We start from the raw sequence: 23,684 nt of genomic DNA, 5'->3' as shown, positions 1-23,684 counted from the left end.
TGGAATTGGTAGACACGCCAGATTTAGGTTCTGGTGCAGCAATGTGTGAGAGTTCGAGTCTCTCCGTCCGCACCATTCGTCGAGAATAACCTCGTAAGATATCTCCCATATTATATCTCTGCTTTTTGCGTACAAACTTCCAGATCGTGCCTGATTCAAACCTAGTGCGTGTTTGTGCTCTGGGCGGTGCGGTCCATTTCGATCTTATATTGATGAATTTTTTAAAACATCTGCTTTATTTTGCTCCCTGAACTTGACTAATCAGGCTGGTTGCCGGAAAATTTCGCGCTTTGATTTTGCTCGGAATTGCCGGGTAACTGTGCAGATTAAGCGGCGTCCTCATCATCGCCGGTCTGTTGAAGATTATTGATTCAAGCATTTTATTTGTGAGGCATTACATGCAAGTTTCCGTTGAAACGACTTCTGGCCTAGAGCGACTGATGACGGTTTCCGTACCAGCAGAGCGCATCGATCAGGATGTAAACAAGCGCATCCAGCAGACTGCACGTACAGTACGTATCGATGGTTTCCGTCCAGGTAAAGTACCCGTTAAAGTAGTTAAGCAGCGCTACGGTAAAGGTATTCGTGAAGAGGTTTTAGGTCAGGTAGTTCAGGAAACTTTCTACCAGGCTTTGCAGCAGGAAGAGATCAACCCTGCAGGCACTCCTGCAATCGAATTCACTAAAGATTCTGAAGGTGAAAACCTGGAATACACTGCGAAATTTGAAGTGTACCCAGTGGTAGAACTGGCAGATTACTCTGCAGTTGAGCTTGAAAAGAAAAATGCTGAAGTGAAAGAGGAAGATCTTGATCAGATGATCGAGACTCTGCGCAAACAACAGGCTGATTGGGCTGATGTTGAGCGTGAAGCTGCTGATAATGATCGTGTTCGTATCGATTTTGAAGGTTTCATCGATGGTGAAGCGTTTGATGGCGGTAAAGGTGAAGGCATGGATCTGGTGCTGGGCTCTAACACAATGATTCCAGGTTTTGAATCTGGTCTGGTTGGAGCTAAAGCCGGTGCTGAGGTTGAGCTGAATGTTACTTTCCCTGAAGATTACCAGGCAGAAAACCTGAAAGGTAAAGATGCGGTATTCAAAGTTAAGGTGAACACTGTTTCTGAGCAGGTTTCTGCTGAACTGAACGAAGAGTTCTTTGAGAAGTTTGGTCTGGAAGAGAAAACTGAAGAAGCTTTCCGCGCTGAAGTACGTAAAAACATGGAGCGTGAACTTAAGCAGGCACTTAAGATGAAGCTCAAAGACAAGGTGTTCTCTGAGCTGCTTGAAGTGAATCCAATTGAAGTTCCTGCTGCACTGATCGATGGTGAAATTGACAACCTGCGTCGTCAGGCGGTAATGCAGTTTGCTGGTCCAGATTCAGATATGGATCCAAACACACTTCCAAAAGAGATGTTCACTGATCAGGCTGACCGTCGTGTGAAGATCGGTCTGTTGATGCAGGAAGTGATCAAAGTAAACGAGCTGGAAGCTGATGAAGATCGTGTACGCAGCACTCTGGAAGAGATGGCTGAAACGTACCAGGATCCACAGCAGGTTATTGACTGGTACATGGGCAACGAAGAGATGCTGAACCAGATTAAAGGTCTGGTTCTGGAAGAGCAGGTTGTTGATCTGTTGCTTTCTTCTGCCAAAGTTACTGAAGTTGAAGTTAGCTATGAAGATGCAATCAAGCCTGAAGCTGCACCAGTAGCTGAAGAGGAAGAAGCTGCCGCTGAATAAGCGCTGTTTCATACCTGATTAAATCTGACGAAACGACAGTTAGCTAATGCTGGCTGTCGTTTTTTCTTTTAAAAGCTTCGATCTCGAGGGTAGATAACCCTCTAGCGCTTGCTTGGCACCGCCAACATAGTATGATCGAATGCTCGAGTTAAAATTTCCGTTTTAAGGAGTGATGCATGGCGGATTTTGGTAAAGGTGGCTCAGATATTCTGAGTAGTCTGGTACCTATGGTAGTTGAGCAGTCAGCACGTGGTGAGCGGGCTTACGATATTTACTCCCGTCTGTTAAAAGAGCGTGTGATCTTTCTGGTAGGTCCAGTTGAAGATCATATGGCAAATTTGGTTGTAGCCCAGCTATTGTTCTTGGAAGCGGAAAACCCTGATAAAGATATCCACCTGTATATTAATTCTCCAGGTGGGTCTGTCACTGCAGGTATGTCTATCTATGACACCATGCAGTTTATTAAACCTGATGTCAGCACCATGTGTCTGGGGCAGGCGGCTAGTATGGGCGCGTTTCTGCTGGCAGGTGGTGCGAAGGGTAAACGTTTTGCGTTGCCGAATTCACGCGTGATGATTCATCAGCCACTGGGCGGATATCAAGGGCAGGCGACAGATATTGAGATCCATACTAAAGAGATCCTCAGTATCCGTAATAAGCTAAACACCCTATTGTCAGAGCACACCGGGCAGGATCTGGAAACTATCTCGCGAGATACTGACCGTGATAATTTCATGGATCCATATGCCGCGAGAGATTACGGTTTGATCGACGAAGTGTTAGATCGTCGTAACGCTGAATAAGATAGAATTTGAATTGTTACTATAATCATAAGAGTCAGCCTTGTTACTCCAAAGTGGAGTTGAAAAGGCGCTTCTTGGTAGCAATATAGGGTATATGCCCTGAGTAGATATACGAGGAAGTCGAATGACCGACGAAATCAACGGAAAAGACGGTGATGACAGCGGCAAGTTGCTTTACTGCTCATTCTGCGGGAAAAGTCAGGATGAAGTACGTAAGCTGATCGCTGGGCCTTCAGTTTTTATCTGTGATGAATGTGTTGACCTGTGTAACGATATTATTCGTGAAGAGATTCAGGATGCTGAGCCTCAGGAGGAGGGTGATCACCTTCCTACACCATCTGAGTTGAGTGCTGCCCTTGATGAATATGTGATCGGGCAGGAGCGTGCGAAGAAGGTGCTCGCTGTAGCGGTATATAACCACTATAAGCGTCTGCGCTTCCAGAAAAACAGCAACTCTGAAGTCGAGTTGGGTAAAAGTAATATCCTGCTGATCGGTCCGACAGGTAGCGGTAAAACGCTGCTTGCTCAGACCCTTGCGCGCCTGCTTAATGTACCTTTTACTATCGCAGATGCTACAACCCTGACGGAAGCAGGGTATGTAGGCGAAGATGTCGAGAATATTATTCAGAAGCTGTTGCAGAAATGTGACTATGATGTTGAAAAAGCGCAGCTTGGCATCGTTTATATTGATGAGATAGATAAGATCTCTCGTAAGTCTGACAACCCTTCAATTACACGTGATGTATCGGGTGAAGGTGTTCAGCAGGCACTGCTAAAACTGATTGAAGGGACAGTCGCATCTGTACCTCCGCAGGGTGGACGTAAACACCCGCAGCAGGAGTTCCTGCAGGTTGATACCTCAAATATCCTGTTTATTTGTGGTGGTGCCTTTGCTGGACTCGAGCAGGTCATTCGTGATCGCTCTGAGAAGAGCTCAATAGGTTTCAGTGCTGTCGTTAAGAGTAAAGACGAAGAGAAGACTGTATCTGACAGTTTGCAGGAGATGGAAGCTGAGGATCTGGTTAAATACGGTCTGATTCCAGAGTTCGTTGGCCGATTACCAATGATTGCCACACTGGCTGAGCTGGATGAAGAAGCGCTAATTCAGATTCTTACTGAGCCCAAGAACAGCCTGACTAAGCAGTATAAGGCTCTGTTTGATATGGAAGGTGCAGAGGTTGATTTCCGTGAAACTGCCCTTCATGCAGTAGCGCAGAAGGCTCTGGAGCGTAAAACAGGTGCTCGTGGACTGCGTTCTATTATGGAAGCAACACTGTTAGATATTATGTATCAGTTACCCTCTATGGAGAATGTCAGCAAAGTAGTTATCGATGAAGGTGTGATCAATGGAGAGAATGATCCGATCCTGATTTACGAAAACACTGAACAGGCAAAAGCAGCTCCAGAAGACTGATTGCTGCAAAAGACTCTTTAATAAAAGGATAGCTCTGCTATCCTTTTTTTTTCTAACGTGAACTGACGGAAGTGGTGTTCAATGCTTAAAGATAATTTTTCTGCTTTTCATGAACTCAGTGGTGATCTTAAAGCTGAATATCATAGTAGCTTTAAAGAGGCGTTAGAGGAGCTTGAAGGCTGTTTTGAAACATTGAATTACAAATACCATGAAGATGTTGTTCATGAGATGTTTCGTGCGGTCCACACGGTTAAAGGAAACAGTCATCTGGTGTTCCTTGATGGGATTGCCGATGTGTGCCATCGGGTTGAGGATATAGTCTCTCAATACAGAAAAAATGAGTGTGATTACACGCCTCTAATGGGGGAGTTCATCACATTTGTTTTCACACGCTTAGAGCAACTGGTTGTTGGTGTGCTAAAAGGTGAGCACTACCAGAAAGCTGATATTGATGTGCTTGAAAAGGGTGTAACTCAGGTCTACGAGGCTACGCCTCAACAGAGAGATCAGGTTATTCAGGCAACCTTAGGGAGTTTTTCAGGCATTCTCTCTTCGGCTGTAAATGTTAGTGATAAAGTACTCGATAAACTGGAGCGGCAGCAGCGTATCAATGACTTCGATGGCTTGGAGTTTATGGCGCGGATTGCCGAGATTGTGCAGTCAAAGTCGATACAGTCCAAAGGGGATCAGCATAAGCTACTAGAGGTAGGTGTGAGGATCATTGCGCTGATTAACCAGGCAGTGGAGAGAGAGCAGTTCAAGGCAGCTTTTCATTTTCAAACCGTTGGCAGTAAATTTGTTGCATCTCCAGTGTTTGATATCACGCTGGAATCGCAGGCCTGGGAGAGGAAAAAGGCGCAGGAATTACTGGAGCTATCAGCAGGTTTTTTAAAGCTGGGTGGGGAGTGGCAGAGTGCTGCCATTATGATCGAGCAGAGCCAGGAGCGTTATGATGGCCGTGGCTTGCTAGGACTTAAGGCTACAGAGATCGATTGTGGGGGGATGTTACTTTCTCTCCTCAGGTTCTATCAGCAGCAATACCATAAACTACACAAGACCAATAGCGACAAAATCGCAGTCGCTAAAACGATCAGTCGTATCAATAGTGAAAGTGGTTATCGGTTCGATCCTATACAGGTGAGAGCACTGAGTAGTCTGGCTCATACCGATATTCTGAGTTTGGTATTGTAGATTTGGTGTAGCGGGAAAGAATACCAAGATTGGTATAGAAAGAGTTGCGCATGGGTGACCATGCGCAACAGCAGTGACGTCTGAAATTTTAGCGTCTAGGAAGCACGTTTTTTAGCTTTTCGTTCATCCCTACCAGGCACTTCTCTGTTGCATCCCAGTCGATGCAGGCATCAGTTACGGATACACCATATTCAAGATCTTCCAGCTTCTCTGGAATAGACTGATTTCCCCAGCCCAGATTACTTTCGATCATCAGACCTACAATCGACTTGTTGCCTTCCAGAATCTGATTGGCAGCGTTTTCAGCAACTAGTGGCTGAAGAGCGGGATCTTTGTTGGAGTTAGCGTGGCTGCAATCAATCATAATATTGTTTGCCAGTCCTGCTTTATCCAGTGCCTGTTCACACAGAGCTACGCTGACGGAGTCATAGTTTGGTTTGCCACCACCACCACGCAGAACCACATGACCGTACTGATTGCCTTTTGTATGCACAATGGAAACCTGACCTTCGGCGTTAATTCCCAGGAAGCGGTGAGGAGCACTTACGGATTTAAGTGCATTGGTTGCGACATCAAGGCCGCCATCTGTGCCGTTTTTAAAGCCAACAGCGCAGGAGAGTCCAGAGGACATTTCACGGTGAGTTTGGGACTCTGTAGTTCTAGCGCCAATTGCTGACCAGGAGATCAGATCTTGCATATACTGTGGTGAGATAGGGTCCAGAGCTTCTGTGGCCAGGGGTAGTCCCATCTCAGAAAGGTCGAGCAGCAGTTTACGTGAAATATGTAGGCCCTCTTCAATCTCAAATGAGTCATTTAAGTGAGGGTCGTTAATCAGTCCTTTCCATCCCACTGTGGTACGTGGCTTTTCAAAATATACGCGCATAACAAGGTATAGAGAGTCTTTTACCTTCTCCTGAAGTTCGACCAGTTTCTTACCATATTCCAGTGCCGCTTCTGTATCGTGAATAGAGCATGGGCCCACCACAACAAAAAGACGTGGATCTTTACGATCCAGAATATCGCGAACAACAGAGCGGCCCTGCATCACGGCAGCCGCTGCTTTCTCAGAAATTGGCATCTCAGCTTTCAGTGCATCTGGAGAAACCAGGACAGTGTTTGATTCTATGTTTAAATCTTCTACGCGTGTATCGGTCATTATTACTTATCCTGCATTCGGAAACCTGGCAGACGTTGTCAATTTCAGATTCTAAGCGCGGGTTTCCTAGGCTCTTTTTCAATGTGACGCCTGTTTTACCATAAAGCCATGATGGTTATAAGTGTGCAGAAGGGGTAATCTGCGCAAAATCATGGATTTAAAGTGCGATCGACTAAATCTTAATGTTTTATCGGTTCGTATCCATAAAATAAGGCGTGTTAAACTATAAAATTAAAAAAATGCTGCAGTGATAGAACTGTTAAACGGACAAACTGTCAACTGAGCGTCTGGAATTGATTTCATAGGAATGATTGTGCTCCCTAGCTGCAAATATCTGGCCCTGGTAAAGACCTTCTTGTTTGTGTTGATCTTATCGACACCTGTACAGGCTGGGCTTTTTGATAAAAATCCATTCTCCGAGGGTGGGCCTGTTGATGTAGAGACAGCCTTTGTTTTTGGTTATTTTCAGGAGGGTAATGAGCTAACGCTCTATTGGGATATACCCGATGATTATTATCTCTACCGTGACAGGATTGAGCTTAAAGAATCTGATTCAATAAAGATCGTAAACCGGGTAAATGCTCAGGCTGAGCAGAAAGATGACCCTCTTTTTGGGAAGGTCTGGGTCTACCACAATCGTGCAGAGGTGAAGTTTTCATTAAGCAGCGTATCAGCTGAAGATGCTTCGGGAACACTGCAGGTCACCTATCAGGGATGTTGGGAGGGAGGGATCTGTTATCCTCCTGTGACAAAAATGGTCAAGGTTTCAGGGATCACTGACCTGAAGCAATCTGACTTCAAGCGCACAGACGAGAGTGCATCAGTCGTAATATCTGATATTCAATCTACAGTGCGTTTGAGTGAGCAGGATCAGTTTGCTGCCATGCTCAAAAATGGAAATCTCTTCGTGACCTTAGGCGCATTCTTTATCGCCGGTTTGGCTCTCTCATTTACTCCCTGTGTTTTTCCGATGATTCCAATTCTTTCCAGCATTATTGCAGGGCAGGGGCGTCATGTAACGGCAGGAAAAGGCTTTTTCCTTTCATTGGTGTATGTATTATCGGTTTCGGTAACCTATACCCTGGCCGGTATCTTTGCCGGTTTGTTTGGCGAGAATTTACAAGCACTGTTTCAAAGTACTTGGATCATAGTAACGTTCAGCACAATTTTTGTTTTGCTCTCTCTTTCAATGTTCGGTTTCTATGAGTTACAGCTGCCAAACAGCCTGCAATCAAAGTTGAGCCAGCTGAGTAACAGTCAACAGGGAGGCACTATTACGGGTGTCGCAATCATGGGCTTTCTTTCTGCACTGATTGTTGGGCCTTGTATGGCGGCACCATTGGCTGGAGCGCTGATCTACATTGGACAAACAGGTGATCCCGTTCTGGGTGGGAGCGCTTTGTTCAGCATGAGTTTAGGAATGGGCGTGCCACTGCTACTTGTCGGTACTTCTGCCGGAAAACTGCTCCCTCATGCTGGGCTGTGGATGGATAAAGTTAAGGCCGTTTTTGGTGTTCTTCTGATTCTGCTTGCCATCTGGATGTTGGATCGGATTGTACCTACCATTGTCACTATGTGGCTAACCTCGATTGTACTCATCGTCTCCTCTGTTTATATGGGTGCCCTCTCCACAAATAAAAAAAATACTTCCGGGAAAACTCACTTAGCTAAAGGAATAGGCCTTGTGGTGCTGCTATATGGGGTGCTCTTGATGGTAGGAGCACTAGCAGGTGGTAATAGTATCCTCTACCCATTGAAAGGAATATCCGGTACGCAGGCCGCATCCTCCCAGCCCCTTCCATTTGTTAAAGTGACGACCCCTGATCAGCTTGAGGCTCAGCTGAAGGAGGCTGAGTTGGCTTCTAAACCGGTGATGCTGGATTTCTATGCTGATTGGTGCGTTTCCTGTATCGAGTTGGATCTGTTTACATTTTCTGATTCATCCGTTCAACAGGCGTTATCTCACTATCGAGTGATCAAAGTTGACGTGACTTCAAATGATGCTGAAGCGAAAGCGTTGAATAAGCGATACAGTTTAATCGGGCCTCCTGCTGTGATCTTCTATAATTCGTCGGGTGAGCTTCTGCCACATAAGACTTTAATAGGGGTTGTCGATCCTAAAGAGTTTGTTAATCATATAAGCGATATCTAAATTAGATCTGGCTTTGAATGTGTTGGCGTTGATAGCTGGATTAATTTGCAGTGAAAAAAATAATAAAGACTGTAATCGCCAGTGGAGGCAGTAATGATTTCTAACGAACATCTTTCTCGATCTTTTACAGCCCGATCCCTTGCACTGCTTCTAACTTCAGTAGTTTCTTTTGGAGTGTCTCATGCTCTGGCTGCTGACGCTGAAAATGGTAAGACGCTTTACCATGAAGTCGAGTTGGAGCGTACTATTCGGGGAATAGAGTACACGGATGCCAATTGTGAAACCTGCCATGCTCCTCAATTCTATTCCCGTGAAGATCGTAAGGTTACCTCTTATGCTAAATTGGAGGCCTTTATAGAGGGCTGCAACACGAATCTGGATGTCGGTTGGTTCCCTGATGAGGTGGCTGATGTCTCTGTGTATATGAACGAAGAGTTTTATCACTTCGAGGAATAGTCTTCGAACACTAAAAAAAGCCGCGCAATGCGGCTTTTTTTAGGCCTGTATTTTGCACTTCCCCGTTTTACATATTCGTATCAACCTGTGAGCCTTTTGTCGCGATGTTGCCAGAATGAACAGTTGAGTTGATCCAACTGATAAGTTCAATTGGGCTACTGGCTAATAACCACAGGGGCTGCAGCGCTTTATATGGGGGAGGTTATATTCAGTAGATATTCCATTTCATGCATAACACAGACAAAAAACAGTCTTTGCGATGGCTGCGCACCCTAACCGATTTGAGTTAGGTGGGTTTGATATTGCCTATCCGGTTTGAATAGCGGCAGTCAGCTTCCGCAATACTGACAATTCAGCTAGATCCTTCTTTTGTTTTGAAACAAGAGCAGGTGATCTGTTGCCTGAAAATTAGACCACCGCTCGTATCTAGACCTGCGGAAGGAATCAGTTTGGGCAATAAAAGGAGATTTAGGATGATCATAGAGACAAGTAGTATCTATATGAGTGCTGAGCATCAAAAGTCAGAATTTACTGAGGTTACAAAAAAACTTGATCTGGATGCGTTTAGTAACGGCTTTACCTCTCAACTTCAGTCGGCTAAGGGGCGGATGGGGCAAGCAAACATTGGCTTTATAAATGGCCTTTCTGCTGATGGACGTTCAGAGAGCCTGCAACCAGCCAGCAATTTTTCCTCAATTCTGGTCATGACCGATGAAGGCCTTCAGTTCAGGACGCGCGAGCGGGCCAATTCTTATAGTGATGAGCAGCAGGTGACCAAAGCAAAGTTATGGCAGGCCCTGCTCAATGCGATACAACCGGATAAAAAACCGGTGGTCACTAAAGATCAGATTCAGTTGCCCGAAGAATCTCCACAGATAACAGAAACAGGAAAGGGTGCAGCGGTTCAGCTATCACCCTTGACGATGGAGATGACATTCAAAATGAGCGAGTCTGTTGAGGAGTATGAGTGTTCAGAGTTTTCAAGCTGTGGAAAGGTGACAACTGCGGATGGACAGACGATTGAATTTGATCTCGACCTGAAAATGGAGCGTAGCTATGCTGCAAGTCGCAGCTATGAAGTTACCCAAGAGGTGGTTTTTACCGATCCACTGATTGTTAATTTTGATGGTCATCATGCTGATCTTTCAAATGAAAAATTTGAATTTGATCTGGATGCTGATGGCAATAAAGAGCTAATCAGTTACCTGCAGGGTAACAGTGCAATGTTGGCTCTTGATAAGAATAGCGATGGAACTATCAACAACGGTTCAGAACTGTTTGGTGCTCTTAGCGGCAATGGTTTTGCTGATTTGAGTGGCTACGATGATGATGGTAACAATTACATTGATGAGGCTGATACGATCTTCGACCAATTAAAAATTTGGACAAAAACAGCAGATGGAGAAAGCCTGGAATCTCTGCAAGATAGGGGAATAGGTGCTATCTATCTGGGTTCTACTGAAACCCCGTTTGATATTAAAGGAGAGGGTAATCAGGAAAATGGGCGTATACGTTCCAGTGGAGTCTATCTGACTGAAGATGGGCAGGTTGGTACGCTGCAACAGGTTGATATGGTTGTTTGATCTGAATCGTCAGTAACTTGTTGTATGAGTTACTGGCGATTTTTTCATCTGTTCAAGTACAATTGGCTTTTAACTGTATAAACCTGATATCGATGAGTAATGAGCCTACCGCCGCTTTGAGATCCAAACTTTTTATTCGAATGACACTCATCTTGACTACGGGCCTGCTTCTAATTGGTCTTGTCAGCCCGATGCTGACAATGAGTCAGTTTTACTTTTTTGAGAGTTCCTTTTCAGTGGTGGGTGGTGTCTGGAGCTTATTCCAAGATGGCCAAATTCTTCTCGCGTTGATCGTGGCGATCTTTAGTATTGTCCTTCCTCTGATAAAACTTTCGCTTCTATACCTCACTACACTGCAGGGAAGCTTTACAGGGCAGAAAAAGATATTGGTTCTCATGCATGATTACGGCCGTTGGGCGATGCTGGACGTCATGGTGGTTGCAGTCCTGATTGTAACCGTAAAACTGGGAGCTGTTGTGACCATCGATATTCACTGGGGGCTGTATGTTTTTGCCTCTGCAGTCGTATTGATCATGTTTCTAACTCATATTATCTCTAAAAATAAGCATGAATGAATTGCTGCCACTTTTAAGTGGGCTGTCAAAACGACGGAACTCTCATACGGTGTTCAATCCATATCGGGATGAGCAGCTGCTTAACAATCTCAGGGTGTATATAGAGCAGGTTCTTAAGCAGGAGAGCCCTCGAATTCTGTTGGTGGGTGAGGCGTATGGATTCAGAGGAGGGCGGTTGACCGGTATCCCTTTTTCCAGTGGTTGTTTGTATGATGACGTAGACCACCCATTTTTGGAATCTTTAAAGCCGTTGATATACCGATCAGCTAATGATCTTGTGGCTGAAAACACAGCTTCAATAGTATGGCGATACCTTCAAGATAAACCATTCGTTCCGCTGTTTTGGAACTCCTTTCCCTTTCATCCTCATCCATCCCGGGTGCAAAGGAAGAATAGGGCCCCGAACGTATCTGAGATTAAAGAGGGGATTGGTTATTTGAGGCTGCTATGTGATCTATATCAGCCCGATCTTATCGCGGGTTTAGGGCGAAAGGGGGCTGAAAGTATTCAGCGTGCTTTCCCGGAAAAGGAGATCATCTATATTCGCCACCCCTCCTATGGAGGCAAAAAAGAGTTTATCTCTGGGATGGATTCATTGTATCGCTTAGTTGGAAGCGGTTAACTTAAGCTTCTGTTTATTATCAATACGTTAATGTTACCCGCTTTAGTCATTGCAGGACGCAAATTTTTGGCATTGGAAGCCTGTCCATATAAGGAATTCCAATGCGAATATTGTTTGCGCTTATCACAATTAGCCTCTCCCTATCGGTAGGTGCAGAGCCTGTCGGATCATTCAGTAAGGCCAAGAGGCTGCTTAAAGAGATCTATTCAGATAACCAAACGACTTTTTATTGTGGCTGTAACTACACAAGGCAGGGTAAAAAGCTGACATCTGAATTTGAAACGTGCGGATATCAGTTCCGTAAAAATTTAAAGCGTGCTCAGAGAATAGAGTGGGAGCATGTCATGCCTGCCTGGGCTTTCGGGCATCAGCGCCAGTGCTGGCAGAACGGGGGCCGCAAAGCCTGCCGTAAAGATCGCGTTTTTGTGGATATGGAATCGGATCTCCACAATCTCGTACCGGCTCTGGGCGAAGTTAATGGGGATCGCTCCAATTACAGTTTTGCTATGCTCACTGGAGAGAAGAGAGCCTACGGACAGTGTGATGTGGAAGTGGACTTCAAGGCGCGGAAAATTGAGCCAAGGGCGGAGGTCAGGGGAGATATTGCCCGTATCTATTTTTATATGCGTGACCAGTACGGTATCAAGATCAGTAAAAAACAGAATCAGCTTTTTCAGGCCTGGAATAACATTGATCCTGTCGATCACTGGGAGATCGAACGTGACAGACGTATTCGCCAGATACAGGGGAATTCAAACCCTTACGTATCTGGTGGGTTAGAGGTCGTTCAATCAGATAATGCAGAAATAAATAACGTGCTTTTGGGGAAAATTAAGAGACTATTCATAACAGATTAATATTTATATAGTTATCTTGTGTCATCGTTGACACAGGGGAACGTAAATGAACATTGTTAATCTGATTTTAGCTATCTTATTGCCACCATTAGGGGCTTTTCTGCAGGTGGGCCTAACGAAACATTTCGTTATTAATTTAGTGCTTTGTCTGTTTGGCTGGTTACCAGGCATTATCCACGCTGTGTGGTTGGTCGCTACGAAGCAAAAAGGTTAGATTAGGAGGGCTACCGGCGAGTAGCCCTTTTTTTTGAATATTTGCCCGTGTTACTGCGGCCCTGGGCTCTTTTTATGCCAGGGCGAGTTCTTGGTTTTGGCAGATCAAACTCGGCTTCGATCAATCGACTCTCGCCTGGTAATAAATCGGCTACAGTCCATTCTCCAATAGCGTATCGAACCAGTCTGAGGGTAGGAAATCCAACTGCTGCTGTCATGCGTCGCACCTGACGGTTTTTCCCCTCTGTGATTTTGAGTTCGATCCAGCTTGTCGGAATCTCTCTTCTTTCACGTATGGGCGGGGTGCGTTCCCACAGGGCGGGTTCGTCTATACGGCGTGCTTTAGCTGGACGTGTCACTCCATCTTTTAAATCTACACCCTCACGGAGCCTGTTAATAGCTTCCTCTGTTATTGCTCCTTCAACTTGAGCCCAATAGGTTTTCTCCATCTTGAATTTCGGACTGGCGAGATAATTTTGGAGCGGACCATTGTCGGTCAAAATTAATAAACCTTCTGAATCGTAATCAAGCCTACCTGCAGCATAGAAGTTAGGCTGTTGAATAAAATCAGCAAGCGTTCGCTTAGTATCTTGGCTTGTAAACTGCGTAAGTACTTGAAAGGGCTTGTTAAAAAGTAGGAGCTGAGGCATGTGTAGGTACTTGATCTTAGAGTGGATGAGCGAGCAGAGAGCTTGTCCTGATCTATACTGACTCAATACATTTAGCCAATGATAACACTCTCAGTGATAGGTAAACATGGAGTCGCAGATGGGATATCAAAAGATTGTTGTACCTAAAGGTGAAAAAATTACGGTTAACTCAGATTTTTCACTTAATGTGCCCGATCACCCGATTATTCCCTATATAGAGGGGGATGGTATCGGAATTGATGTGACACCACCGATGATCAAAGTGGTAGACGAGGCTGTTAACAAGGCCTACGGGCCAAGCCGGAAAATTTCATGGATGGAAGTATATGCAGGTGAAAAAGCCACTTCTATATATGAGCAGGACACATGGCTGCCAGAAGAAACGTTAAAGGCATTCAAAGAGTTCGTTGTTGGTATTAAAGGGCCGTTAACGACCCCGGTCGGCGGGGGGATCCGTTCACTTAATGTTGCCTTACGACAGGAACTGGATCTGTACGTATGTCAGCGTCCGGTACGGTGGTTTAAAGGGGTGCCAAGCCCTGTCGTAAATCCAGATGAAGTAGATATGGTGATCTATCGGGAAAACTCTGAAGATATCTATGCCGGTATTGAGTGGAAGGCGGGTTCAGCAGAGGCGGAGAAAGTGATCCAATTTCTCAAAGAGGAGATGGGAGTCAATAAAATAAGATTTGATCAGATGTGCGGTATCGGTGTGAAACCGGTATCAGAGGAAGGGACCAAACGGTTAGTCCGAAAAGCGTTACAGTACTGTGTCGATAATGACAGGGCGTCGCTGACGTTGGTACACAAAGGCAATATCATGAAGTTCACAGAAGGGGCTTTTAAAGATTGGGGCTACGAGTTGGCTCAGAGTGAGTTTGGGGCTAAACCCTTAAATGGCGTGCCGTGGATGAGCTTCAATAATCCATTAACCGGGAACGAGATTGTAGTGAAAGATGTGATCGCAGACGCAATGTTGCAACAGATTTTACTGAGGCCTGCAGAATATGATGTTGTAGCGACACTCAATCTAAATGGAGACTATCTTTCAGATGCACTGGCAGCTGAGGTGGGAGGAATAGGAATTGCCCCAGGGGCTAATCTCTCGGACAGTGTCGCTATTTTTGAGGCCACTCATGGCACGGCACCTAAATACGCCGGGCAAGATAAGGTAAACCCCGGTTCACTCATTTTGTCTGCAGAGATGATGTTACGCCACATGGGGTGGATTGAAGCAGCAGATCTGGTAATCAAGGGGATGGATGGGGCTATTGTTTCAAAGACAGTGACCTATGATTTTGAACGGCTTATGAGCGGCGCGACGCTTCTCTCATCCTCGGAATTTGGTGATGCCGTTATCGAAAATATGTAGCTTTGGTCGAAAAAAAACCAGCAATTGCTGGTTTTTTTTCGATTTAAGAACTGTGGTAAGCGTTTTATTATTGAGTTTCTAATGGTTTGATTTGAACCGCATGAGTCCCTTTGGGACCCGGTTGAGTCTCGAATTCCACCTTTTGGCCTGCTTTAAGGCTTTTATACCCATCTACGTCAATCGCAGAATAATGAGCAAAGAGGTCTTCTTCATGTTCGTCCGATAGGATAAATCCATACCCTTTCGAATTGTTAAACCACTTTACTTTCCCTGTCTGCATAAGTAACTCCCCTATCCAATACAGCATTTGGATTACTAACCTGAACGTACAGCCTTTAACTGCTAAAATAGTCACTAAAGGCGGTTCCTTTTTAATTGCAGGTACTACAGGGGGTTCGCCTATCCTGCTATTCTGATTATAGCACCCCACGTCTAGGGCGTGACAGGTGTTCAATCACTGTTCAATGGTTAATTGTAGTGCAAATTTTAAAAGAATTATTAATGTGTATGGTTTTTGAACAAAAAATCCCTCAAATGTCTAATGAGGATAATCATGACGACTATGAGGCAGATCATGAAGTTGTAACTCAGGAGGCAAAACCACAAGTAAAGAAGCCACCTATGTACCGTGTAGTCTTGTTGAATGATGACTACACGCCTATGGATTTTGTGGTGGCCGTGCTGATGATGTTTTTCAGTATGGATCAGGAAAAAGCGACACAGGTGATGTTGTCAGTCCATACTCAGGGTAAAGGCGTTTGTGGAATATTTACCCGTGATGTCGCTGAAACTAAAGCGGCTATAGTGAATCAATATGCTAGAGACAATAGCCATCCGTTGCTATGTGAAGTCGAGAAAGTCTGAAGAGGAAGCGTTATGTTGAACCGAGAACTCGAAGACACGCTCAGTGCAGCATTCCAGAGTGCCAAGGAAAAACGACATGAGTTTATTACTGTCGAACATCTCCTGCTTGCGCTGCTGGATAATCATGAAGCCCGAGAAGTTTTGTCTGCCTGTGGGGCAAACTTTGATGGCATTCGTAAAAACCTTGCAGATTTTATTACTGAGACAACGCCACTGCTATCGGATACTTTGCCGGATCTGGATACCCAGCCGACGTTGGGATTCCAGCGTGTTCTGCAGCGTGCGGTTTTCCACGTCCAGTCCTCTGGTAAAAATGAGGTGACAGGTGCCAATGTGCTGGTTGCGATCTTTAGTGAACAGGAGAGCCAGGCTGTCTACATTTTGCAACAACACGGTATCGAGAGAATTGATACGGTGAATTTTATCTCTCATGGTATTTCAAAAATGCCTGAGAGTGATCATGAGCACACTGAAACGCCGCTTGAGAATGAGACCACCGAAGAAAAAGACGACAGTCCTCTGGTGAAGTATGCGGTTAATCTTAACGCTGAGGCTGAGAAAGGCCGGATTGATCCGCTGGTGGGCCGTGACTCCGAAGTGGAACGAGTGGTGCAAATTCTATCTCGTCGCCGGAAAAACAACCCGCTGCTGGTTGGTGAGGCTGGTGTCGGTAAAACTGCCATCGCGGAAGGTTTAGCAAAGCTGATTCTTGAAGGGGCGGTTCCTGACATTATTAAAGAATCGGTGGTTTATTCGCTAGATCTGGGTGCGTTATTGGCCGGTACCAAATATCGCGGTGATTTTGAGAAGCGTCTGAAAGGGCTGCTCAATGAGATTAAGAAAAAAGATCATGCGATCCTTTTCATCGATGAGATCCACACCATTATTGGAGCAGGTGCAGCGTCAGGGGGGTCGATGGATGCGTCAAACCTGCTCAAGCCTTTACTCAGTTCTGGTCAGATCCGCTGTATAGGCTCGACGACATTTCAGGAGTTTCGCGGGATTTTTGAGAAAGACCGTGCTCTTGCCAGACGTTTCCAGAAAATCGATGTGCTTGAACCTAGTGTGGATGACACCTTCCTGATTCTCAAAGGTTTGAAGCAGCGGTTTGAAGAGCATCATGAGTTGAGTTACAAAGAGGAAGCCCTTAAAGCAGCGGCTGAACTGGCAGGTCGTTATATCAATGACAAGCATATGCCCGATAAGGCGATCGATGTCATAGATGAAGCGGGTGCATACCAACGGTTGCTGCCAGAAGAGCTACGCAAAACTGAGATCGGGGTTGAAGATATCGAGGCGATTGTCGCCAAAATTGCCCGTATACCTCCTAAGAGTATTTCTGCGTCAGATAAAAATCAGCTGGCTAAACTGGACTCTAACCTGAAAATGGTCGTGCTGGGGCAGGATGAAGCGATTGATACACTCTCTTCAGCGATCAAACTCTCACGTGCTGGCCTGAAGGAGCCAAATAAACCGGTCGGTTGTTTCCTCTTTGCAGGTCCAACGGGTGTAGGTAAAACTGAGGTTACCCAGCAACTTGCTCGTATTATGGGTATTGAGCTGGTGCGCTTCGATATGTCTGAATATATGGAGCGCCATACAGTATCTCGCCTGATCGGTGCACCTCCGGGGTATGTGGGTTATGACCAGGGAGGCTTGCTTACCGAAGCGATTACTAAATCGCCGCACTCTGTGCTGCTGCTCGATGAGATTGAGAAAGCGCACCCAGAAGTATTTAACCTTCTGCTTCAGGTGATGGACAACGGTATGCTAACAGACAACAACGGTCGCAAAGCGGACTTCCGCAATGTGATTCTGGTGATGACAACCAATGCCGGCGCAGAAGATATGAGTCGTGCTTCGATCGGATTCACTAAACAGGATCATGCGACTGATGGAATGGCGGCGATTCGGAAGATGTTTACACCTGAGTTTCGTAACCGTCTGGATGGCATTATCCAGTTCAGGTCGCTGACTACCGATATTATCAAAGGGGTCGTGGATAAGTTCTTTGTAGAGTTGCAGGTACAGCTGGAAGATAAACGGGTTGTGCTGCATCTGGATGACGCTGCCAGAACCTGGTTTGCAGAGAAAGGCTACGATGCTCAGATGGGTGCACGGCCGATGCAGCGTTTGATTCAGGAGAAATTGAAGAAGCCACTTGCTGAGATGATTCTCTTTGGTGAATTAGCCGATGAGGGTGGTGAGGTTGCGATCAGTGTGGATGAGGCAGGGGAGTTGATCGTTGAGGCGATGAGTTGTGTCTGAGTCCTGAGATCCAGACAACAAAAAGGCAGCCATTTGGCTGCCTCTTTTTTAAATTCTTGCCTGTGTATACAGGGAAGAAAGCAATGATTAACGCGCGCGATAAACGATGCGACCCTTGCTCAGATCGTAAGGAGTCAGTTCAACTTTAACTTTATCGCCTGTCAGGATGCGGATGTAGTTTTTGCGCATCTTACCTGAGATGTGTGCTGTAACAACATGGCCGTTTTCCAGCTCAACACGAAACATAGTGTTCGGGAGCGTATCAACCACGGTGCCTTCCATTTCAATGCTATCTTCTTTAGCCATTAATTCTCTACCTTGTTGAGGGTCTCCAGAGATCTGGACCTAATAATTGCGCGGTATTGTGCCTTAAAATCACATCTTTATCAAAGATAAATAGATGAAATGGGCGAATCTTAAGAGTTTTAAGGTTGGTTCAGTGATTAGCGCGGTGTGATATTCACCCACTGCCCGTCAAGCAGTAATTCAAAGGGGGTAAATGAGGTTTTATAGCTCATTTTTCGGCACTCTTTTACCCAGTAACCCAGATAGAGGTAGTTAAGATAGTGATCAGCGCAATACTGCAACTGCCAGAGAATGCAGTAGGTGCCTAAACTGCGTTTTGGCAGGGAGGGGTCATAGAATGTATAGATCGCAGACATGCCTTGCTGGAGCATGTCGACCACACTCACAGCGACAAGATTATTTGCCGGGTCTCGGAACTCATAAAAAAAGGTATTGTCATCACTTTCAACGAGAAAAGAGTTGAACTGTTCCAAATTGGGTGGGTACATATCACCATCCTTGTGCCGCTCGTTGATATAGCGTGAGTAGAGGGTGTAGTACTCCTCGGTAAATTTAGCCGGTGAGCAAGAGACAGTTAGATCGTTGTTTTTATTGAAAATCCGACGATGGCTTTTCTTCATTTTGAAAACAGCAAGGGGGATGCGAACTGAGATGCAGGCATTGCAGTTATCGCAGTGGGGACGGTAGATATGCTTGCCACTTCTTCGAAAACCAAGATCAGACAGCTGGCTGTATGTACCCTTATCAATTTCCGCGTGGGGATCTACAAACAGGGTCTTGGCCGTCTTGCCATCAAGATAGCTGCAGTCGTGCTCAGGAGTTGCATAGAAGTGAAGCGTTCTGAGGTTAGTCACACGCAGACCTCACTACGATCTCTGTATCAAATGTCCAGATGTGGTTTACAGGGGTGTCGAGGTGTTTATGCAGATGCTGCTTGAACTCGGCCCTCTGAATCTCGGTGGCCCCTAGTGAAAAAAGATGATTGTTGCTCACCTGACAATCAATTAAAGCATAGTCCCATTTTTTCAACTGTTCGACCAAGTGGATGAATGCGATCTTTGAAGCGTCTTTAGAGCGGCTAAACATTGATTCCCCAAAAAACAGTTTTCCCATGGCAATGCCATACAGCCCCCCGACCAGCTTATCTTCAATATAGACTTCCACGGAGTGAGCAATGCCATGTTGATGAAGTAGAGCATAGGAAGATTTAATCTCATCGGTGATCCAGGTGCCATCTGCATCTCTCCGAGGCGCAGCGCAAGCATCAACTACGGCAGAAAAATTACGATCAAAACAAACACTATAATCTTTTTTATTCAATCGCTTACGCATACTTCTTGAGATGTGTAATTGATCGGGAAATAGCACGCAACGTGGATCGGGGCTCCACCATAGAATTGGTTCTCCCGGGCTGTACCAGGGGAAGATGCCTTGGCGGTAAGCTTGCACTAAACGTTCTTCAGACAGGGTGCCGCCAGCTGCCAGTAACCCGTTGGGGTCAGATAATGCCAGCTCTACAGGAGGAAAAGGATCTGATGCGGTGTGTAACCAGGGGATCATAAACTAGCGGAACGGTTATGAACCGTTCCGCCCATCGATCTATTTTTTCAGGTTATCAAGGAAGCGCTCAGCATCCAGCGCAGCCATACAACCAAAACCTGCTGAGGTAATTGCCTGACGATAGATATGGTCGCACACGTCGCCCGCTGCATACACACCTTCGACACTGGTTTGAGTGGCATTTCCTTCAAGACCTGATTTGATGGTCAGGTAGCCATCTTTCATATCTAGTTGGTCTTGGAAAATGTCAGTATTTGGTTTATGACCAATAGCAATGAAAACACCGGCAACATCCAGTTGCTGCTCTTCACCACTTTCAGTTCCTTTCAGGCGTAGGCCGGTTACACCTGAATCGTCACCCAGCACCTCTTCAAGAGTATGGTTCCAGATGATATTGATATTTCCGTTCTCGGCACGTTCCAGGATCTTATCCTGTAAGATCTTTTCGGAGCGAAGGGAATCACGGCGATGAATCAACGTAACCTCTTCGGCAATATTAGAAAGATATAGCGCTTCTTCAACAGCGGTGTTACCCCCGCCAACAACAGCAACTTTTTGGCCACGGTAGAAGAAACCATCGCAAGTAGCACAAGCCGATACGCCTTTGCCTGCAAATGTTTCTTCAGAGGGTAGACCCAGATATTGTGCAGATGCACCCGTTGCAATGATCAGCGCATCGCAGGTGTATTCACCCATGTCGCCTTTGAGGCGGAAAGGGCGGTTTTGAAGGTCTGTTTCGTTAATATGATCAAAGATGATCTGAGTATCGAAACGCTCTGCGTGCTGCTGCATCCGCTGCATTAGTTCAGGACCCTGAACGCCATCAACATCACCAGGCCAGTTATCAACTTCTGTTGTGGTGGTTAACTGACCACCCGCTTGCATACCGGTAATGACAACAGGGTTTAAGTTAGCGCGTGCAGCATAAACGGCAGCGGTATAGCCAGCTGGTCCGCTACCCAGGATGATTAGCTCGTGATGTTGTACTTCGCTCATGGTAATAAAACTAAGTCCGTTAAGAAAAATCGATTATAAGAAGATGGGGGAGGAGCCCAAAAATTCAACCCAGGTTACATATTGGAGAGTAAAAACTATCCCAATCTTTTGTCGAGGGCTGCATAGCCATCGAGTCACTGATGGGTGAACGAGGAATTCGTCGTTCACAAAATACACAGTGGTGATCGATAATTAATCAGCGCTCGCCGTCACCCAGGAGCTACAAAACAATTGGGTAACTATGAATCATAAACTTGAGCGCTTCAACCATTAGACTCGCATTAAATTATGTTATTGTAGCTCACTGATTTTGTTCAAAGTGATGGAGCTTCACCCTTGAGCGCGACCGATAACGGACAACGTTTAAGTTTTACTGAATTGCTCGCGAGAATTAGTCGCGAATCCAGCCTGATTATCATCATTGCTGCCAGTATCTTTTTATTAATTTCTCTATTGGGGTTTGATCCAAAGGATTCGGGTTGGTCCCACCTTGGCTACCAGCCTGAGATCAGTAATTTTACTGGTCCGGCTGGAGCATGGTTGGCAGACCTGTTTATCTCCGGTTTAGGTCTGAGTTCTTTCCTTGTCCCTTTTCTACTGGTCTATCCTGCTGTGCGTTTTATGTTGATGAAAGAGCGTAGTGTGATGGATACCGTGCCATTCTTTATTCTGCGCACTACGGGTTGCCTGTTGATGCTTTCATCATTCAGCGCATTGTGCGCGACACATATATCAAACAGTGGCCTGGAGTACCCTTTTACAGCGGGAGGTATTCTGGGAGAGGCGATCTCCGACTGGAGCGTATCCTGGTTAAGTCTGGTGGGTAGCTCCGTCATTCTATTTACAGTCCTCCTGTTCAGTGTAACCCTGCTATTGGAGATGGGGTGGTCTGCTATTCTTGAAAATCTCGGCGCCAAATTGGTCAGTAAAATCAAGCGCAAGGACACTGAGAACAGTGACAGCAATGAGGAACATGTAGAGGACGGGTTTGATCTCTCAGATGCCGCCCTGAATCGAGCCGAGGTGAAGCTCAATACCTCTTTAATTAAGGATGAGATCAATGAGCAGCAAGCACCACCTGTTGTTCGTGAGCGTATTGAACCCGTTTTTGAGCGTGCAGAGGTATATGCAGAGCCGGCTGCACAGGTATTGGCTCCGGTTGAGACCGATCAGCCAAATACCCGGGGACAGATTGAAGAAACAGAGCTTTCTGAACCTGACTTACCTCCATTTGAATTAGATTCAGAACCCGAAGCCAGAGTGGTGACTGAACCTGTTGTGGAAACAGAGGTTAAACCGCAAGTACGTATTGTTCCGTTATCTGAAACGCATAAGCCGATGCAGGATAATGAACTCGGTCTTGATGAGAAGCCTGCGGCTAAGCGCAAGCTAGCGCGGAAAATTCCTCCGCTGGACCTTCTCGATCCACCGGAATTAAATACTGATACCGGATATTCGCCTGATCAGCTGGAGCAGATGTCTCGACTGCTGGAAAGTAAACTGAAAGATTTTGGTGTCGTCGCTGAAGTGGTGGAGGTAAACCCTGGTCCGGTGATCACCCGCTTTGAGATTCAACCTGCTCCAGGGGTGAAGGCCAGTAAAATTACCAATCTCGCTAAAGATCTGGCCCGTTCAATGGCTGTCAGCAGCGTTCGAGTCGTTGAGGTGATTGCAGGTAAGTCGGTCGTGGGTATCGAAATTCCTAATGAGACCCGACTGACCGTACATTTGAGTGAAGTGTTGAGCTCAAAACCTTATCTATCTGCAGCGTCCAAAATTACTATCGGTTTGGGTAACGATATCGCGGGTAATCCGGTGGTTGCCAATTTAGCGAAAATGCCGCACCTATTGGTTGCTGGTACAACGGGTTCCGGTAAATCTGTTGGCGTTAATGCGATGCTCCTGTCGTTGTTGTTTAAGGCAACACCGGAAGAGGTCCGCTTGATCCTGGTTGATCCGAAGATGCTCGAACTCTCAATCTATGAGGGTGTGCCGCATCTCTTGACACCTGTTATCACCGATATGAAAGATGCTGCCTCCGGTCTGCGCTGGTGCGTGGGTGAGATGGAGCGTCGTTATCGTTTGATGGCGAAAATGGGTGTGCGAAATCTGGCTGGATTCAATGACAAGATAGAAGAGGCGCGCAAAAAGGGTGATCCACTCCGTGATCCGTTGTGGAACCCAGAGGAACATGGTGAACCATTCGGTACCTCTGCGCCTGAGTTAGAGACACTACCTTATATTGTGGTTGTTATTGATGAGTTTGCCGACATGATGATGATCGTTGGCAAAAAGGTTGAGGAGCTGATTGCACGTATTGCACAGAAGGCACGTGCGGCAGGTATCCATCTGATACTAGCAACCCAACGTCCATCTGTGGATGTCATTACTGGTTTGATTAAAGCCAATATCCCGACCCGGATCGCATTCCAGGTCTCTTCACGAATCGATTCGCGCACGATATTGGATCAATCAGGAGCTGAGCACCTGTTGGGGTGGGGGGATATGCTTTATCTGCCTGCGGGCACCAGCCTGCCAAACCGAGTGCATGGCGCATTTGTCAGCGATGATGAGGTTCATCGTGTTGTGGAAGCGTGGAAAAAACTGGGCCAGCCGGACTATATCACTGAAATAACCGAGGGAGATTCGGTTTCAGACGGGAATGGTTCAGGTTCGTTGTTCGATGATGAGCAGGACCCTCTCTATGATGAGGCGGTCGCATTTGTGTTGGAGACCCGTAAAGCGTCTATCTCTAGTGTGCAGCGTAAATTGAAGATCGGTTATAACCGGGCTGCACGCATGGTTGAGGCGATGGAAGCTGCGGGTGTTGTCAGCCCGGCGGGGAGTAATGGTCAGCGAGAGGTTCTCGCGCCTTCACCGCACGGCGAAATGTAAGTCATAGAACAA

The 23,684-nt window shown here is 46.0% G+C and carries 22 protein-coding genes; 15 read left to right on the top strand and 7 right to left on the bottom strand.

The window, feature by feature from the left end:
• Window positions 1-398: 398 nt before the first annotated feature.
• From tig to Q0882_RS06010, 4 genes are all read left to right on the top strand, one after another.
• Window positions 399-1,739: a trigger factor gene (tig, locus tag Q0882_RS06025; protein ID WP_299179104.1), complete on the top strand. Its 1,341-nt coding sequence runs from the start codon at window positions 399-401 to the stop codon at window positions 1,737-1,739.
• Window positions 1,740-1,915: 176 nt separating this feature from the next.
• Window positions 1,916-2,542, top strand: coding sequence for an ATP-dependent Clp endopeptidase proteolytic subunit ClpP (gene clpP / locus Q0882_RS06020; RefSeq protein ID WP_299179102.1), 627 nt, complete (start codon window positions 1,916-1,918; stop codon window positions 2,540-2,542).
• Between the two features lie 124 nt (window positions 2,543-2,666).
• Window positions 2,667-3,956 (top strand): ATP-dependent Clp protease ATP-binding subunit ClpX, encoded by a 1,290-nt coding sequence (gene clpX / locus Q0882_RS06015; RefSeq protein ID WP_299179100.1) that lies wholly within the window; start codon window positions 2,667-2,669, stop codon window positions 3,954-3,956.
• Between the two features lie 81 nt (window positions 3,957-4,037).
• Window positions 4,038-5,147 carry an Hpt domain-containing protein gene (locus Q0882_RS06010; protein WP_299179098.1) on the top strand — a complete coding sequence of 370 codons (1,110 nt, stop codon included), beginning with the start codon at window positions 4,038-4,040 and terminating at the stop codon, window positions 5,145-5,147.
• A gap of 88 nt (window positions 5,148-5,235) precedes the next feature.
• On the opposite strand, the gene Q0882_RS06005 is transcribed toward Q0882_RS06010, so the two are convergent.
• The gene (locus tag Q0882_RS06005) at window positions 5,236-6,303 is read right to left on the bottom strand and encodes a 3-deoxy-7-phosphoheptulonate synthase (RefSeq protein ID WP_299179096.1); all 1,068 of its coding nucleotides are present in this window, start codon (window positions 6,301-6,303) and stop codon (window positions 5,236-5,238) included.
• 313 nt (window positions 6,304-6,616) lie between these two features.
• Here Q0882_RS06005 and dsbD point away from each other — a divergent pair, with 313 nt between their 5' ends.
• The 7 genes from dsbD (at window position 6,617) to Q0882_RS05970 (ending at window position 12,762) form a co-directional block, all read left to right on the top strand.
• Window positions 6,617-8,455: a protein-disulfide reductase DsbD gene (gene dsbD, locus Q0882_RS06000; protein ID WP_299179094.1), complete on the top strand. Its 1,839-nt coding sequence runs from the start codon at window positions 6,617-6,619 to the stop codon at window positions 8,453-8,455.
• Between the two features lie 93 nt (window positions 8,456-8,548).
• Complete coding sequence (locus Q0882_RS05995) at window positions 8,549-8,911, top strand: hypothetical protein (RefSeq protein ID WP_299179092.1); 363 nt, start codon at window positions 8,549-8,551, stop codon at window positions 8,909-8,911.
• Between the two features lie 473 nt (window positions 8,912-9,384).
• Window positions 9,385-10,494: a hypothetical protein gene (locus tag Q0882_RS05990; protein ID WP_299179090.1), complete on the top strand. Its 1,110-nt coding sequence runs from the start codon at window positions 9,385-9,387 to the stop codon at window positions 10,492-10,494.
• A gap of 92 nt (window positions 10,495-10,586) precedes the next feature.
• Window positions 10,587-11,069, top strand: coding sequence for a paraquat-inducible protein A (locus Q0882_RS05985; protein ID WP_299179088.1), 483 nt, complete (start codon window positions 10,587-10,589; stop codon window positions 11,067-11,069).
• Between the two features lie 49 nt (window positions 11,070-11,118).
• Complete coding sequence (locus tag Q0882_RS05980; protein ID WP_299179086.1) at window positions 11,119-11,691, top strand: uracil-DNA glycosylase; 573 nt, start codon at window positions 11,119-11,121, stop codon at window positions 11,689-11,691.
• Window positions 11,692-11,792: 101 nt separating this feature from the next.
• A complete protein-coding gene (locus Q0882_RS05975) occupies window positions 11,793-12,548 on the top strand; it encodes an endonuclease (RefSeq protein ID WP_299179084.1) in 756 nt (251 codons plus the stop codon).
• 46 nt (window positions 12,549-12,594) lie between these two features.
• Window positions 12,595-12,762: a YqaE/Pmp3 family membrane protein gene (locus Q0882_RS05970; RefSeq protein WP_299179082.1), complete on the top strand. Its 168-nt coding sequence runs from the start codon at window positions 12,595-12,597 to the stop codon at window positions 12,760-12,762.
• Between the two features lie 10 nt (window positions 12,763-12,772).
• On the opposite strand, the gene Q0882_RS05965 is transcribed toward Q0882_RS05970, so the two are convergent.
• Window positions 12,773-13,411 (bottom strand): pseudouridine synthase, encoded by a 639-nt coding sequence (locus Q0882_RS05965; protein WP_299179080.1) that lies wholly within the window; start codon window positions 13,409-13,411, stop codon window positions 12,773-12,775.
• Between the two features lie 118 nt (window positions 13,412-13,529).
• Here Q0882_RS05965 and icd point away from each other — a divergent pair, with 118 nt between their 5' ends.
• Window positions 13,530-14,783: an NADP-dependent isocitrate dehydrogenase gene (gene icd / locus Q0882_RS05960; protein WP_299179078.1), complete on the top strand. Its 1,254-nt coding sequence runs from the start codon at window positions 13,530-13,532 to the stop codon at window positions 14,781-14,783.
• 67 nt (window positions 14,784-14,850) lie between these two features.
• Here icd and cspD read toward each other — a convergent pair whose 3' ends face one another.
• Complete coding sequence (gene cspD / locus Q0882_RS05955) at window positions 14,851-15,063, bottom strand: cold shock domain-containing protein CspD (RefSeq protein WP_299179076.1); 213 nt, start codon at window positions 15,061-15,063, stop codon at window positions 14,851-14,853.
• Between the two features lie 254 nt (window positions 15,064-15,317).
• Here cspD and clpS point away from each other — a divergent pair, with 254 nt between their 5' ends.
• Window positions 15,318-15,647, top strand: a complete 330-nt coding sequence (gene clpS, locus Q0882_RS05950) for an ATP-dependent Clp protease adapter ClpS (RefSeq protein ID WP_299179120.1) — start codon at window positions 15,318-15,320, stop codon at window positions 15,645-15,647.
• A gap of 12 nt (window positions 15,648-15,659) precedes the next feature.
• Window positions 15,660-17,915 carry an ATP-dependent Clp protease ATP-binding subunit ClpA gene (clpA, locus tag Q0882_RS05945; RefSeq protein ID WP_299179074.1) on the top strand — a complete coding sequence of 752 codons (2,256 nt, stop codon included), beginning with the start codon at window positions 15,660-15,662 and terminating at the stop codon, window positions 17,913-17,915.
• 87 nt (window positions 17,916-18,002) lie between these two features.
• Here the strand turns inward: clpA and infA are convergent, their stop codons facing one another.
• From infA to trxB, 4 genes are all read right to left on the bottom strand, one after another.
• Window positions 18,003-18,221: a translation initiation factor IF-1 gene (gene infA, locus Q0882_RS05940; protein ID WP_027853708.1), complete on the bottom strand. Its 219-nt coding sequence runs from the start codon at window positions 18,219-18,221 to the stop codon at window positions 18,003-18,005.
• A gap of 137 nt (window positions 18,222-18,358) precedes the next feature.
• Window positions 18,359-19,075, bottom strand: coding sequence for an arginyltransferase (locus tag Q0882_RS05935; protein ID WP_299179071.1), 717 nt, complete (start codon window positions 19,073-19,075; stop codon window positions 18,359-18,361).
• Window positions 19,068-19,781 carry a leucyl/phenylalanyl-tRNA--protein transferase gene (gene aat, locus Q0882_RS05930; RefSeq protein WP_299179069.1) on the bottom strand — a complete coding sequence of 238 codons (714 nt, stop codon included), beginning with the start codon at window positions 19,779-19,781 and terminating at the stop codon, window positions 19,068-19,070. The genes Q0882_RS05935 and aat overlap by 8 nt, the downstream gene beginning before the upstream one ends.
• A 39-nt stretch (window positions 19,782-19,820) precedes the next feature.
• Window positions 19,821-20,777: a thioredoxin-disulfide reductase gene (trxB, locus tag Q0882_RS05925; RefSeq protein ID WP_299179067.1), complete on the bottom strand. Its 957-nt coding sequence runs from the start codon at window positions 20,775-20,777 to the stop codon at window positions 19,821-19,823.
• Between the two features lie 336 nt (window positions 20,778-21,113).
• On the opposite strand from trxB, the gene Q0882_RS05920 reads away from it, so the two are divergent.
• Window positions 21,114-23,672, top strand: a complete 2,559-nt coding sequence (locus tag Q0882_RS05920) for a DNA translocase FtsK (protein ID WP_299179065.1) — start codon at window positions 21,114-21,116, stop codon at window positions 23,670-23,672.
• The last annotated feature ends 12 nt before the right edge of the window (window positions 23,673-23,684 follow it).

Source organism: uncultured Neptuniibacter sp. (assembly GCF_947498015.1).
In the GTDB taxonomy this organism is placed as follows: domain Bacteria; phylum Pseudomonadota; class Gammaproteobacteria; order Pseudomonadales; family Balneatricaceae; genus Neptuniibacter.
The sequence above is the reverse complement of the archived record's forward strand: the minus strand, read 5'-3'. Positions and strand labels throughout refer to the sequence as shown.